15 protein-coding genes and 1 pseudogene are annotated in these 14,626 nt (G+C 37.7%); 2 read left to right on the top strand and 14 right to left on the bottom strand.

Translation table 11 applies throughout. The features are described from left to right. Positions 1-64 precede the first annotated feature (64 nt). From gvpJ to AC2TFD_RS02445, 9 genes and pseudogenes are all read right to left on the bottom strand, one after another. A complete protein-coding gene (gene gvpJ / locus AC2TFD_RS02485; RefSeq protein ID WP_335513859.1) occupies positions 65-325 on the bottom strand; it encodes a gas vesicle protein GvpJ in 261 nt (86 codons plus the stop codon). A 77-nt stretch (positions 326-402) separates the two neighbouring features. Next, entirely contained in the window at positions 403-849 is a 447-nt protein-coding gene (gene gvpQ, locus AC2TFD_RS02480) for a gas vesicle protein GvpQ (protein WP_484674891.1), read from the bottom strand. 36 nt (positions 850-885) lie between these two features. Continuing rightward, positions 886-1,359 (bottom strand): GvpT/GvpP family gas vesicle accessory protein, encoded by a 474-nt coding sequence (locus tag AC2TFD_RS02475; protein WP_484674890.1) that lies wholly within the window; start codon positions 1,357-1,359, stop codon positions 886-888. Between the two features lie 341 nt (positions 1,360-1,700). After that, positions 1,701-1,895 (bottom strand): annotated as a pseudogene (locus AC2TFD_RS02470) (transposase); the annotation flags it as partial. Between the two features lie 381 nt (positions 1,896-2,276). Further along, on the bottom strand, positions 2,277-3,956 hold the full coding sequence (locus tag AC2TFD_RS02465) for a M4 family metallopeptidase (RefSeq protein ID WP_484674889.1): 1,680 nt from the start codon (positions 3,954-3,956) through the stop codon (positions 2,277-2,279). Positions 3,957-4,481: 525 nt separating this feature from the next. Then, complete coding sequence (locus tag AC2TFD_RS02460; protein WP_484674888.1) at positions 4,482-4,601, bottom strand: GNAT family N-acetyltransferase; 120 nt, start codon at positions 4,599-4,601, stop codon at positions 4,482-4,484. A gap of 585 nt (positions 4,602-5,186) precedes the next feature. After that, positions 5,187-5,978, bottom strand: coding sequence for a hypothetical protein (locus AC2TFD_RS02455; protein ID WP_484674887.1), 792 nt, complete (start codon positions 5,976-5,978; stop codon positions 5,187-5,189). A 136-nt stretch (positions 5,979-6,114) separates the two neighbouring features. Then, on the bottom strand, positions 6,115-6,378 hold the full coding sequence (locus AC2TFD_RS02450; RefSeq protein ID WP_484674886.1) for a hypothetical protein: 264 nt from the start codon (positions 6,376-6,378) through the stop codon (positions 6,115-6,117). A 25-nt stretch (positions 6,379-6,403) separates the two neighbouring features. Next, positions 6,404-7,486 (bottom strand): endonuclease NucS domain-containing protein, encoded by a 1,083-nt coding sequence (locus tag AC2TFD_RS02445; RefSeq protein ID WP_484674885.1) that lies wholly within the window; start codon positions 7,484-7,486, stop codon positions 6,404-6,406. Between the two features lie 106 nt (positions 7,487-7,592). Between AC2TFD_RS02445 and AC2TFD_RS02440 the strand changes: the two genes are divergently transcribed. Then, positions 7,593-8,273: an EcsC family protein gene (locus AC2TFD_RS02440; RefSeq protein WP_484674884.1), complete on the top strand. Its 681-nt coding sequence runs from the start codon at positions 7,593-7,595 to the stop codon at positions 8,271-8,273. 80 nt (positions 8,274-8,353) lie between these two features. Then, a complete protein-coding gene (locus AC2TFD_RS02435; protein ID WP_484674883.1) occupies positions 8,354-8,719 on the top strand; it encodes a hypothetical protein in 366 nt (121 codons plus the stop codon). 101 nt (positions 8,720-8,820) lie between these two features. Here AC2TFD_RS02435 and rlmD read toward each other — a convergent pair whose 3' ends face one another. The 5 genes from rlmD to AC2TFD_RS02410 all read right to left on the bottom strand — a co-directional run bounded on the left by rlmD (position 8,821) and on the right by AC2TFD_RS02410 (position 14,536). Further along, positions 8,821-10,200: a 23S rRNA (uracil(1939)-C(5))-methyltransferase RlmD gene (rlmD, locus tag AC2TFD_RS02430; RefSeq protein ID WP_484674882.1), complete on the bottom strand. Its 1,380-nt coding sequence runs from the start codon at positions 10,198-10,200 to the stop codon at positions 8,821-8,823. A 263-nt stretch (positions 10,201-10,463) separates the two neighbouring features. Further along, positions 10,464-10,589: a hypothetical protein gene (locus AC2TFD_RS02425; RefSeq protein WP_484674881.1), complete on the bottom strand. Its 126-nt coding sequence runs from the start codon at positions 10,587-10,589 to the stop codon at positions 10,464-10,466. 541 nt (positions 10,590-11,130) lie between these two features. Then, on the bottom strand, positions 11,131-12,597 hold the full coding sequence (locus tag AC2TFD_RS02420) for a nicotinate phosphoribosyltransferase (RefSeq protein ID WP_484674880.1): 1,467 nt from the start codon (positions 12,595-12,597) through the stop codon (positions 11,131-11,133). 58 nt (positions 12,598-12,655) lie between these two features. Further along, positions 12,656-13,207, bottom strand: a complete 552-nt coding sequence (locus AC2TFD_RS02415; RefSeq protein WP_335509436.1) for a cysteine hydrolase family protein — start codon at positions 13,205-13,207, stop codon at positions 12,656-12,658. A gap of 387 nt (positions 13,208-13,594) precedes the next feature. Beyond that, positions 13,595-14,536, bottom strand: coding sequence for a diacylglycerol kinase (locus tag AC2TFD_RS02410; protein WP_335509438.1), 942 nt, complete (start codon positions 14,534-14,536; stop codon positions 13,595-13,597). Positions 14,537-14,626: the final 90 nt, after the last annotated feature.

Genomic DNA, 14,626 nt, shown 5'->3' with positions numbered 1-14,626 from the left:
TGGCCTCCCGCATAAGGATGGCAGCCAAGGCTCTTCTGAACCCTGGCATTGCCCTATTTCCTTACTAAATACTAAAGCGTGCATTTCTTTCATTTGATTGTGATGGAAGACCGTTTTCTTCCACTTCATCTGAAAGTAAACCGACCGCCTCGGCATAACGAAGCCATGTATCAACACTAGCAATAACAACCCTTGCTTCTACTGTTAAAATTTCAATACCCACAACCGAAACCCTTACGAATGCATCGATTACAATTCCTTTATCCAAAATGCGGTCAATTACCTCAGCCAGACTAGAACTATCCGTACTCTTTTGAACTGCCATTCTTTGCATCTCCTTTCAGGTGACAGGCACCATTTTCTGAAAATCGGTGCCTGTCACCAATTAAAAAAGCTGTCTTATTAGTGTTGGGATTTGATTTTTTCATAGCTTTTGATTCTAGTAGCACCCTTTATATCCTTGGATGTTTTGATATTACTGACGCCTTTAATATGGTTTGCACCCTTAACTTTTCTTTTATGGTCATGTTTATGGGATGATGAAACCTTTTCTTGAAGTCCTCTCCCAGCTTCCGCCACTTTCCCAAGCTTCTCCCGGGCATTCAGTAATACATCCTGAGTTTTTTCTTTTGCTTCAATCGCTTGATCGTGGACTTTGTCAGCAAATTTCTCTTGGCCGTTCTCCAGCTTTTCTGTAAATCTATTAGCTTTATCCTGAACATGCTCGACTACCATCTCTTTTCCCTTGTCGACAACGAAATCTTTTACCTTTTCTTTTATTGGCTTCGGAGTATGTTCAATTGCCTCTTTGATAATCTTCTGAGCTGCCTTTTTAGCACGCTTACCCATCAGTCACCTCCTTCGAATCATCGAAAAGGCTTCACATTACTTTACTTCCATGAGGTCATTTAACATTTTTTCTATTCTCTCAAGACGCTCATTTAGATTCCTGTTTTCTTCCTTGATTTTTTCATAGTTTACCGCATGGCCATTCTCTTCTTTTGAATCATTTATTTCGCTGCTGCTTTCCTTTTTAGGAGAGAGCAATCCAGATTCAATCGTATTGATGCAGCCCTCCGCTAATTGCCTGATACTGTTTTGCACCTGGCCGGTTAGAAGCTTATGGGCTGTTTTTTTAAATTCATGGCTTGCCACTTTTACTAATTCAGACTCTCCTAAAGTCTCCATAACCTTCTTGGTCGTTTTAGAATTAACTAGCAGACCCATCCCTGCTCCCAGAAAGCCTCCTATAATCGCCCGGTTGATCGAACAATTCGGGCTATTCTTTTTTTCCTCTGTTTGCATATTTTCATCACATATTTTGTTTTCTTCCGCTTGTACATTATGTTTGTTTTCCATCTTTTCTTTATTAATCTCCTCTCTTCTGTTTTTCCATTGTAGAGGTTACTTGGACATTTTTATCTTGTAGGTTTGGTCTGTATATTCCTTTTGAACACGAAACCAAACTGGTATTAATAACCAAAACGTTCTCTTACTATGCGGTTTAGCAATCCTTTAATACTCATGTAATACTAAAAGACCTTACCTGTTGGGTTTACGAAAACTTTCTATCTTTTTTTACATTCTTGTTACTAACTTTAAAAATAAAAAAAGAGCAAAGAATTCTTTGCTTCAGATTGTTGAAAAACTATTTCGTCGATGAAATCCCTGCGAACTTTCACACGAATTTATTGATTGTTTTAAATTGATTCACTTATAATTTTATATGTGAGGTGTAGGCCAATTTTCTGTAATGAGCGGAGTTTGGCACACTTTTTCAAGTTTTGTATGATGGCGGTCATCAAAACTTGCGTCTTTACTTTTTGGACTCCACGGTAACGCGCGTAGCGTAATCGGTGGAGTTCTTTACTATGCGCGAAACATAATTCGACCGTTGCTGGTCAAGATAAAACTTCCGATTCTGTTCAACTTGTTGAGGAGTATAAGTAAAAAGCATAAAAAAACCTCCTCTTTTAATTCACTTCGAGGAGATTTTATAAAATTTTCCATATTTTTTCTATTAAAAAAAGACTTTTTCAACAGAGTGAAGGCTCAATCCTAATAAGATTGAGCCTAATTTATCTGGTTCTTATTTTAATGCCAATTGCGCAACGCACTCAACGTGTCCAGAGTGTATGTGGCAACACATGGGATGCTGGCGAGAGCATAACATAGACTCCCCCAAACTCTTAGTCTGGGGGAACATAAAACGCACTTCAATATTCTTCTAAAATCCGCTAAAAATATTGATCCCTGCGGGCAGACCAATTATATACTTAGTAAATTCCCACCGAATCAAATCCAGCAGCAGCTGCAGCCTCTTCCTCGCTGCCTTCACCATAAATATCAATTGCAGACTGAACAATAGCCTTACGAGCGTCACTAAAATCGGAATTTGGCGTTAAATAAACGCTAATTGCACGATAGTAGATTTGTCCTAACTTGTGCCTTCCAATTTCTTGACCAATCAAGTATGCAGCGTGGTTTGTAATCGAGGAGTTAACATGGACGCCACCGCCATCAACAGATGTTGGCATATTATAAAATTCATCCATATGAGCCGGATAGACTCCGCCATTTGTACTATAAGCCCTTCTATCCACGTTGCTGACGACAACACTGTTTGGATTACTTAAGCTGCGCAATCTTGTAACACCGTCAGCTTTAGCAGCTGGTGCCATAATTTCCTCGCCCATTTCCCAATCATCATCATCAACGAGTGCACCAAAGACGTCTGCAAATGATTCGTTTAGTGCTCCAGATTGATTGCGGTAAACTAAATTTGCTGTATGAGTGATGACGCCATGAGTCATTTCGTGGGCAGCAACGTCAAGACCGGCTGATAGTGAAATAAAGAACTCACCGTCACCATCCCCATAGGTCATCCAACGTCCATTCCAGGAGGCATTGTTGTAATTATTGCCATAGTGGACCTTAGAAATGATGGCCATGCCTTCACCGTCAAGGGAATTTCGGCCATGCTCATTAAGGTAATAATCATATACCTTTTCCGAATTATAGTGTGCATCGACAAGAGCCCGATCATAATCGCCGATAAATGCAGCAGAATTCCCCACATATAGAGTATCATTACTGGAACTATTATCATTTTTAGCATCATACGTAAGTATTCCATCAAGACCATTATGAGAGTAATCAGCTAACGCAAACTGAGTTCCAGATTTAGGCTCCTTCACTTGGGTAATATGTATTTCCCTGTGAGCACCATGTACCCCTTTTCCAGCACCTTTTTGTGTTTTCATTTCATCAGCATGCATTAAACCATTATACTTATCGATGATTTCTCCTGTGTTTGCATCCACAAAGACAAACCAGTTTCCAGGCTCATCCCCCATGAAGTTAACATTCACTTTATAAGCTGTATGATTATCCCCTTCAAAAGGATAGACAACAAGTTCAGAAGTTGGCTCATATGTCAGCTCTTCGGGAGCATTAACAGAGGATAATGCCGCCTTTAGTGCAGCATCACTACTTAAAGAGGCAGTCGTGTCCACTGCATCATCGGCAATCGTCTGATTGATTCTTCCGTTGACGGATACTACTTCATTATTCTTATTAAAATGAACAATAATTTCGGATCCCTCTACGTCAACTCCATTAATTGACTGATTGAAGCGGACATGAGTCATACCCAGTTTATCTATTTGTGTATCTTTCACTTTTAGTTTTTTGTCCGGATTTTCAATTCCGGTTTTACCTTCGTTTTTCTTCAAATAATTCAGTGCATTGGAAGGATTGCTAGAAGAGAATTTCTCTGCCATTCGTTCCTTCACAAATACAGGAACGCTTGCCTTCTCATTCCATTTCTTAGATGCTTGTACACTATTAGCCACCTTCGAATCAATCGGGTTCGCAAATACAATACTAGCTGGGATAGAACCTACCAACAACGCCGACGACAGAACTACAGGAACAATAAACTTCTTCTTCAACATTTGATACCCCCTATTATTATCAGTCGGTTTTATTATAGATTAATAAATATTAATTTGCATAAATAATTTGAATTGTTTAAATCTTTAAAAACTAACCATTAAAGCCCAGATGCTGTTTTATGGTAGTTACAATTGACCACTTAACATGGCGATAAAATTAATAATACTTCTAAATTTATTGGATTTTCTATACTTTTGTTGTAGTTAATTTAAACTAATTATAAAAGGTAGGATCCTAGCTAGTTAATTTGGAATATGCATTATAATAGGTAGAATGATAGTCTGCGGGCTTGATGCACGGCCATGCCGCCAGGTTTTAGGAGAGTTATCGACATTGGGGTCAGTCCCAAGAAAAAAAGTGCCAGGCACCTTCCAAATTAGTTGATTTTCTTCAAATTAATAGAGTATTCGAAATGAAAATCGAATACTCTTATTTTTTCCAATGGAGAATAAGTAATAATCGCCCCCACTTCTTAATTTCGCATGTTAATTATTGATCATTTTCATTAATAATTCCGTAATATACTAAATCCCATATTTACTGCCTTTTATGACATGTTCATTTAAAATTCCCTCTTTTTTCATACCAATCTTCTCCATAACCTTCCTTGAAGCAAGGTTCGATGGAAAATTTCGTGCAAACACTTTGTGCAGTTTCTTTTCTTCAAAAGCAAATCGTCACAACCGCTGCCGCACCGGGTGTTTGAAATAATCTAAGGACGAGCCTTTCTGTCGTGACCAGTAATTTGTCACTGACATATCCCATTCAATCGAATTCCTTTACCTACAAAATGCAAATCCTGCCCTTTTCTTAACGAAGGCAACTTGTTTTACTTTGATTATAGATAAGTATTCTATTTTTCAAAAACCTTGTTAGGCTATCATTTTTCTTAATGGAACAGTTAAATGCGGTGTCTGCCGCGTCCCGAAGTTCCGCGGAATATGGCAAATTAAAAACTAATAAATTTCTCCTTTTTCAAATTCAAACAGCCCAGTCCTAAGACTGGGCATTATTATTACATTATTTTAAAATCAGTTGCGAAACACATTCAACGTGTGTGGACTGTAATTGACAACACAAAGGGATGTTGGTGGGTTTACCAACTTTGATGACTATTTTTCCTTTACCAAATTCAATCATTAAATTGAGTTTTAGATCAGATAAGCTCCTTCTTTAAGAGGACTGTCATTAAGAATAAAGAAACAATGTAGCAATAAATGGAATGAATTTTATTTTTCAGTTTCTTTTTTTTCACCAAGAACGGCTTCTCTAGTTTTTTCTACTCTTATAGTTGATTCTTGAACGGACTTTTCAAAAACAATATCTTTTACATATTTTTTTAACTCTGGTTTGTCGAATAATGTTTCTTTAAGAGAATCATTTGTTAATTTATAACCTTCAAGAACTTTGCTTTTATCATCAAGGATAGCTTGGGTGCCTTGATTTATTGCATCTTCATAAATCAACTTTCGGTAGCTCTCAGTGTATTCCTTTCTAAATAATCCTACAAAACTATCAAAATAACTCTTGTCAAACATAGGAATATAAGCTAATTCTAATGCTGGTACTTTAATGTGTAAAATCTTGGATCTTTCATCAAAATAAAAATCTTCTTTTTTGATATTTTTCAAATCATAACCAAGCATAAAGTAACCATACAAATGAATGTTGTATTCTTTTCCGAAAAGATACTTTCCGAATTTTTTGCCTGTTGTTTCAAGCCAAATATCATCCTCTTGATTTTTTAAAAATTCATAAGTGTCATCTTCGGTGTAATCGAAGTCTTGGATATCCTCATATCCGAAATGTTTGCTGATTTCTCGCACCTTATCATATGCGATATTTTCTACGGTGACCTCACCTTCTATTGCTGTTGTTGCTTTTACTACTTTTTCTTCTCCACCTTTCAAAAGCATATATGTTCCTGCTGATCCAACGGAGGCACAAAGCAAGGCAAAAACAATGGTAATAACAATTCTTTTCCTCGATGATTGCTTCTTATTAACTCTAAATTCTGGCATAATTTTTTCTCCCCATTATTTTTATATACTTATATATCAGATTTAGATTTGGTCAAACTCATCCTTCTCGTATTCATCAGAGTTTGGTTTTCATAAATACCACTTAAAGTAATCTGTATTATCCTCTTACCTAGTTTTAGACTACATCGTATCCAGTTTTCTTCTTAACAGCTTCTTTATCGGTTGTAAAATAATAAGTAGCTCCATCTTTAGAATACGATTCACCGTACCAAATCCCCTTATTAATAGCAGACCAATTGAAACGTTTAGAATTTGTTTCTTTTTTGAAAAATCTTGCCGCCTCCTGAATACTTTGACATTCAGCGATTAATTCTTCTCCTTTGAAAATGTTTACGGGGATTTCTACTTTGTTTTGAATTATAGGTCTTTTTCTCTCCATATTTGCACCTGCCTATTCACTATTTTTATTCATCTGTATTTATTTCGAAAAACTCTAAAACTTTATCAATAGTATATTGACTTCTCAATTTATAGGCACTATTCTGATTAGCTCTTAAGCCCTTCACCCAATAAGCTCCGTCCTTAGATACATTGGCTAACCATTTTACTTTAACAACATACTCACACTTATCAAGATCTTCTACATCGTGAAACATATTGGTTGCTTCGAGGTTTAGATCTGACATTTTAACCTCTGTTTGATTAACCTTAAATGTAACATCTTTAATAGGTTTAACAGTATCTATTACTGTACCAATACCGACATATCCACTTTTAGGTATCATACAAAATACTCTAGCACCAACAAATAATTGGTTTAATGTCCTACTATACCAATGTCCTCCACCTGCTGAAATAAATCCATATTTTACTGCATCTTCCCATTTTCTAGATGCCTTATCTTCAAAATTCACTACAAAGTCTTGTTTATTCCATTTTTCCTTTTTATTCTCTACTTTCGTATTACTTGATTTCTCATCTATTACATTAGGATCTAAAAGCCAACTTCTAGTTAAAAAATGTTGTTCCCCCTCTTCGAAATAACGGAAGAAAACAGCATTGATTGGAACGTCATAATTATTTGATAAGTAATTAATTATTCTCTCTGTCTCACTATCAAGTTGTGACGAAACAATTGTAATTTGGTGTGAGTCATTTAGCTTGTCTGGTAAACTATCATCAAATTTTTCAGCAAATGCTTCTTCTAAGGGACCGTTATTTTTATCTTCATATATTCTTAATACTTGATCATATGAAAGATTTTGTACCCAGGAAGCATAGTCTAATGCTTGAGCTACTACTTCTCTAGGTGCTCTATTTTTCTTTAATTCAATAATATGAAGGTTTCCCTCTCCATCTATTGCGAGCATATCTATATATTTTCCATACTCTGTTTGAACTTGTCTACCAATCAATAAAAGCTCATCAGATAGAATAGACAAATCTTCCGACAATATATCTTCTAACTTTTTTTCTGATTCAATTACAGAGAAATCCACCTTTTTGATACCGCCATTTACCTTCCATATCCCAACTTCTATAGGCATATACTCACACCTCTATGTAATGTTATTTAAAAGAAAAATAGTAATTTCCGCACTTAGTTTTATAGTATAATATTACCATAATCTCCTAGATGAAAGGTGAGTAAAATTGTCTAAAACAAAATCTTTAACACACGACGCAATAATGAAGGCATTAGATTGGTCTTATGATAAAGCAATTAATGGTGGTGTACCTGGAATGGACACGGCCATAGAATTAGCTGATAGTTACTTACAAAAAAGTGGGACCTTAGATGAACAAGTTAAAAGTTTAATACTATGGCAAAACACCAAAAGTGCTACTAGTGGATTTTTAACAGGTTTGGGAGGAATTATTACATTACCTGTTGCTGTACCCGCCAATATAACTAGCGTTATTTTAGTTCAAATGAGAATGGTCGCAGCTATTGCACATATGGGTGGTTATGATGTAAAAGATGACCAGGTTAAATCTTTTGTTTATGCCTGTTTAGCTGGAAATGGAGCTAAAGATATTCTTAAAAATGCAGGCGTACAGATAGGAAAAAAACTTGCAGTAACCGGTATTAAAAAAATCCCTTTTGAAGTAATAAAAAAAATCAACCAAACTGTAGGCTTTCGTTTACTAACAAAGTTTGGAGGAAAAGGAGTCATAAATTTAGGTAAGATGGTGCCTTTAGCGGGAGGAGTTATTGGCGGTACCGTAGATGCAGTTGCTACAAATACTATAGGGAATGTTGCTTACAAGCTGTTTATTCAAGAGCAAAACTCTAAAAGAAATGATGAACTTGAAATTATTGATATGTTATAGCATTAGAAGGTCTGGTTTAAAAAATTAAATAAGTTAGAGGATCTATATTACAAAATTAATTTAAGCTGAGGGTGACTTCTATGAAAATAACCAAAGAAATAATTGGTCGTTGTTACTATTATGCAAAAAAAGTCTATCAAAAACAGATTGATAGAACTACTGCTACAAACAATTTATTTAGTGAGTTAGGAATGAACCAAGGTAGTGCTGGAGATTATATTGAGGCATTTGGATCAATGATGAATGGAGACAGATATACTAGAACCATTAATACTGAAGCTACTCGTTATTATTTAGAAAATATTAAAAATGATTATGGTCTCGAAAAACTTAAAATTGCTTTAAAAGCAGTAGATCTTCATACAAAATACTATGGGAATTTAGGTCGAGGACATTTAAGAAGTATTGAAAAGGTTGTAGATGAATATAAGGAAAACATTTCTTAAAATAATTGGCAGGTATGAGTCCGGTACAATACCGTGTCCATACCAGCCAATTAGCTGCATAATATAAAACTCTAACTTTCTGGGGTCACCTCATATTTAGGTTAGTTGCCTTTCTTTAAAATGAGTTGCGATACGCACTCAACGTGCGTCGTCTGCGGAAACATATCCACCGGCTGAACTTCAACAGTTTTATATCCGCCATCTTCTAAAATCCGTAAATCTCGTGCGAGTGTGGCTGGATTACAGGATACATAGACAACTCTTTTCGGTTTCATATCGATAATGGTTTGTAAAAATGTTTCGTCGCAGCCTTTACGCGGCGGGTCTACAACCAGCACATCTGCCGAATTGCCTTCTTTATACCATTTCGGGATAACAACCTCTGCTTCTCCTGCTTCGAAGTCAACATTTGTGAAACCATTTAGTGCTGCGTTCCGTTTCGCATCTTCAATCGCTTCGGGTACGACTTCTACACCGAAAACCTTCTTTGCTTTTTGGGCTAAAAATAAGGATATCGTTCCGATACCACAATAAGCGTCAATGACCGATTCTTCACCACTAAGATCTGCATATTCGAGAGCCTTGTCATAGAGAACTTTTGTTTGAACCGGATTCACTTGGTAAAAGGACAGAGCTGATATAGCAAACTTAACGTCACCAATCATGTCGTATATTACCTCATTGCCCCAAAGAACATTCGTTTTCTCACCAAGGATTACATTCGTCCGCTTTGAATTCACATTGTGTACAATCGATTTTACCCTCGGAAGCCGGGTGATAATTTCCTCTACCAATTTGTTTCTGTTAGGAATATCTGCGGTTCTAGTGATGATCACAACCATCAGCTCGCCAGTTTGCTGACCGTATCTTGCCATAATGTGGCGCAGGACACCCTTATGAGTCTCTTCCTGGTAAGCAGCTATCCCTAACTCATTGCAGATTTCCTTCACAGCCTGGATAGCTTCATTAATTTCCGGCAGCTGAATAAGACTTTCAGCGGTATCAACAATTTCATGGCTTCTTGGTTTAAAAAAGCCAGCAATCAGCTTTCCATCTTTCTCACCAACAGGAACCTGTGCCTTATTTCGATAATGCCATGGGTTTTCCATCCCTAAAATCGGGTGAACCTTCACATCCTCTAGTTTACCAATCCTGGTCAACACCTGACGCACTTGATTCTCTTTAAATTTTAACTGTCCCTCATAACTTATGTGTTCAAGCTGGCAGCCACCATATTTATGTGCCTCACTGCTGTCGATTTCCAAACGATATGGACTTTTTTCATAAAGTTCAATTAATCTTCCGAATCCGTAACCCTTATTTACTTTAATGACCTTAACCTGCGCTTTTTCTCCAGGGAGACCGTTCGGAACAAACAACGGATAGCCATCTACTTTTGCTACCCCAGCACCATCATGGGTTAAATCCTCAAACACTACATCTATATAATCATTTTTACTTACCGGAATTGTTCTTGTCATTGTCTACTTCCTTTTCACCGTTTTGACTAGGAAGATTGTAACATAAACCCAGTCTGATTGCGAAAAACGCCATATTATAAAGGTATATTATTTACTTTCGCATAAATTGTCGGAGTATTTTAATTTAACAATCTAACGAAAGTGTTTATAATGAAAACATTCCCACACGAAGGAGGTGATTACGATAAAGAAGGTTTATTTTCTTCCGATCGCATTGCTACTTGCCTTCATATGCTTTTCCGTCTTTCATACTTCCAAGATTTCTATTCAATTACATCATTCCCATAAAGTTGTGCTGATGGATAATTGGAATATGAATGCACAAACGGACGATGAAGAGAAACATTTATTTCATTTTGATTTTGTCGGTGTACTTGCTCTATTTTCATTAGTCGTAGTCACCCTTCACAGAATTTTTTCAGCTACCCACATCAGAAACTTCATCTTTCTGATCCCAGTTTTTCATCAATCAAACTATGTAATCTCCTCCCCTGCATTGATAAGTTAACAACTTACAATAAGGGAGGAAAAAATATGTGGATTCGATTTGTAATGATTGGCTTTTTTTCATTGACTGCTGCAGGAATGCTTACCTTTCAAGGCATAGAAATGTACCATGCATTTATGGATTTTTGGAAAAATAAATAAGAAAACCATGAACAAAAACAGATGACCATTACTATTTATTTTGGTCATCTGTTTTTTTGCTTTTTCATGATGACCGTTCCCCATAAAAAAGCGATATATGGGTAACTATAGAGCTTTTATGGTGACCGGTTTCTGTCAAAAAACGATTTTGCGGTAACCATAGAGCGTTTATGACGACCGTTTTCCTTAAAAAGCCGATTTTACAGTAACCATGGCACCCTGATCCTGCCAACTACTTTAAAAACTGCAAAAAGACACCCATCAAGGGTGCCTTCCTCATACTTATTCTGCCTTCATTTCGGCAACTTTCTCTTTTACTTCTTCAATATTTCTCATTTTGTTATCCCAGCATTTTTGGCTAAGGTCAACAGGGTATTCCTCAGGATTCAGTGTTCGCTTATACTCATCCCAGAGGGCGTTAAGGTTTTGCTTCAAATATTCACGAGACTCCTCTAAACACGGGACTTCATAAACAAGTTCCCCTTTAGAATAAATCACTTCATGAAGCTCTTTTGCAGTAAAGTTTGTCACGACCTTATTCAGATATGTATGCGTTGGGTGGAACATTCTTAGCTTTTTCTCTGGCAGTTTTTCGTCCGCGAGTGAAATGTAGTCCCCCTCAGCATGATTATTCTTATTATTGATGATTCGATAAATTTTCTTGATACCAGGTGTCGTAACTTTTACCGGATTGGAAGAGATTTTAATCGTATCTTCCATTTCGCCATTCTCGCCTTCAATGGAAACAATTTTATAAACCGCCCCAAGAGCAGCCTGATCGTAAGCAGTAATCAGCTTCGTCCCAATACCCCAGCTGTCTATTTTCGCGCCCTGTGCTTTTAAGTTTAGTATCGTATATTCATCTAAATCGCTGGAGGCAACAATTTTCGCATCCGTAAACCCTGCCTCATCCAGCAATTTCCGCGCTTCCTTTGAAAGATAGGCAAGGTCACCGCTGTCTAAACGGATTCCGATGAAATTAATAGAATCGCCCATCTCCTTAGCTACCTTAATGGCATTCGGAACACCCAAACGAAGGGTATCATATGTATCAACCAAAAAGACACAATCTTTATGCGTCTCAGCATATTTTTTGAATGCAGTATATTCATCCTTATAGGCCTGCACCATAGAATGAGCATGTGTACCGGAAACAGGAATTTGAAACAATTTACCCGCTCTCACATTACTTGTACCTTCAAAACCAGCAAGGTAAGATGCTCTGGCTCCCCAAATGGCCGCGTCCATTTCCTGCGCCCGGCGAGTACCGAATTCCATTGCAATTTCATTTCCAAGAACCTGCTTAATACGAGAGGCCTTTGTAGCAATTAATGTTTGATAATTAACGATGTTTAATAGTGCTGTTTCAACCAATTGGGCTTCGCAAAGCGGGGCATCCACACTTAAAATCGGCTCATTTCCAAATACAAGCTCGCCTTCTTTCATGCAGCGAATGGTACCCGTAAAGCGCAAATCCCTTAAATAGTCCAAAAAGTCATCCTGGTAGCCTACTTCATTTTTCAAATACTCCAGATCATCGTCTGTAAAGCGGAATCCCTGGATAAACTGAATGACTTTTTCCAAGCCAGCGAATACTGCATATCCATTCCCAAAAGGGAGCTTTCGGAAAAACAATTCGAACACGGCACGTTTTTTATATCTGCCATCTCTCCAATACGTTTCTACCATATTGATCTGATATAGATCCGTATGCAGAGTCAAGCTATCATCCTGATAAATGTTTTTCATCATAACCCTCCGAACAACTACTTTTTCAACATATTAAATAATTTTACCATTATAAAAACTATTTAACCAGCGCCCCAAGGGATTGTTCAAAATGCCCCAATGCCCATTCATGACCTTGTTGATTAAAAGAAGCTACCGCCTCCTTATGTACAACGATGGTAAATCCTTTATTGTAGGCGTCAACGGCCGTGTGGAGAACACAAATATCTGTGCAAACACCAACTAGATGAAGCTCTGCAATTCCCCGTTCTCGCAGTTTGATTTCAAGATCGGTTCCAGCGAATGCGGAGTACCGGGTTTTATCAATGTAATACACATTCTCTCGCTCTTTACTCTCGTCATAAACAGTTTGAAGCTCTCCGAACAAATCTCTGCCTGCAGTCCCCCGAATATTATGCGGAGGAAACAATTTTGTTTCAGGATGATGTTCATCCCCTTCGTCATGGACATCAATGGCAAAAACGACGTAATCACCGCGGTCAATAAATTCTTGTGTTAATTGGACGATTTTACTTTCAATGTTCTGACCTGGCACTCCACAGGTTAACGCACCCGCATCCGCAACAAAATCTACCGTATAATCGATATTAATTAAAGCCCTTTTTACCATTCCAATTACCCCCTTATCATCCATTACTATTTCTGTACAGAAATCATTATTCCTTTGGCTGTTATAGGTTATCGTTTATTTTATTAATTATAAGAATCTAAATAGGCAGAGAAATCTCGCTTAATTAGTATTTACTAATAAAATTAGCATATATAGACGGAGAGATTCCGCCTATCGATCCGAAATAGGCGAAAATAGAGGATTTTGCTGTGCATAACCGGAAAACCTTCCCTTATTCCCCCCGAAACAGGCTCCATTCTGCATTTAACCGGAAAGTCTCCGCTTATTTTTACTTTCGCTGGTTACTGTATCGCAAATCAACAGCCTTTTTGAGCACAGCCATTCCTTTAAACTAAAAAGCCCGCTCCGCAATGGAACGCGCCTTTCTCAGCTATATCTTTGACCCGGAATCCAGTCGCTTGGTTTATCAAGTGGACGAATGTCCTCGATAGGGACGAACACTTCCAAATGCCGGTACAAATTTGCAAACTCAGCGGGCAGCAATCCGCCAAATTCACCATCAAGATTTACTTGTACCTTTTCTGTTGAATGTACTTTAATTCGGCTAGCCTTCGCATAAATCACATTCGGATCATTGACATGCTCACCACGGATAGCTAACGTTGCCACTCGGACAAACTCCGCTAAATTGATCTTTTTCAAAATGAGCAATGAAAATAGACCATCGTTTATCGATGAATCGGGAGCAATCTTTTCAAAACCGCCAATTGAATTCGTCAGCCCCACAAGAAATAACATCGCTTCCCCTTCAAACAGCTTTCCATCATACTCAATAGTAAGGTCTGTTGCTTTAATCGAAGGAAGCATTTCCATCCCTTTTAAATAGTAAGCAAGCTGTCCAAGCATGGTTTTTAATTTACTGGGAACTTCGTAAGTAAGCTCTGTAATCCTGCCGCCGCCAGCAATATTAATAAAATATCGATCATTGATTCGACCAATATCCACCGGGATGAGATCACCCTTCGTGATAATATCTACCGCCGCACCAATATCTCTTGGGATATGAAGGGCTCGGGCAAAATCATTCGTGGTGCCGGCCGGAATAATTCCTAACTTCGGGCGGTACTCCTGCTCAGCAAGTCCGTTTACCACCTCATTTATGGTACCATCCCCGCCGGCTGCGATAACAACATCATACTGCCTTTCAACCGCAATCCTAGCAGCAGCCGTTGCATCACCAGCACCAGTCGTCGCATGACAAGACGCCTCATACCCGGCAATCTCAAGTTTCTCCAGAATTTCCGCAAGATGGCGCTTAAGAATCTCTCGCCCTGATGTAGGATTATATATCAATCGTGCTCGTTTCATCATTCATCATCCTATTTTATGAAATCTATAAATGGTATATGATGGTTCTCTTCTATATTCTACCAATTTGTACCTTGGCTTACAATTATT

It is taken from the genome of Neobacillus sp. plas4, assembly GCF_057221695.1.
This window is presented reverse-complemented; position numbering and strand designations above follow the sequence as displayed.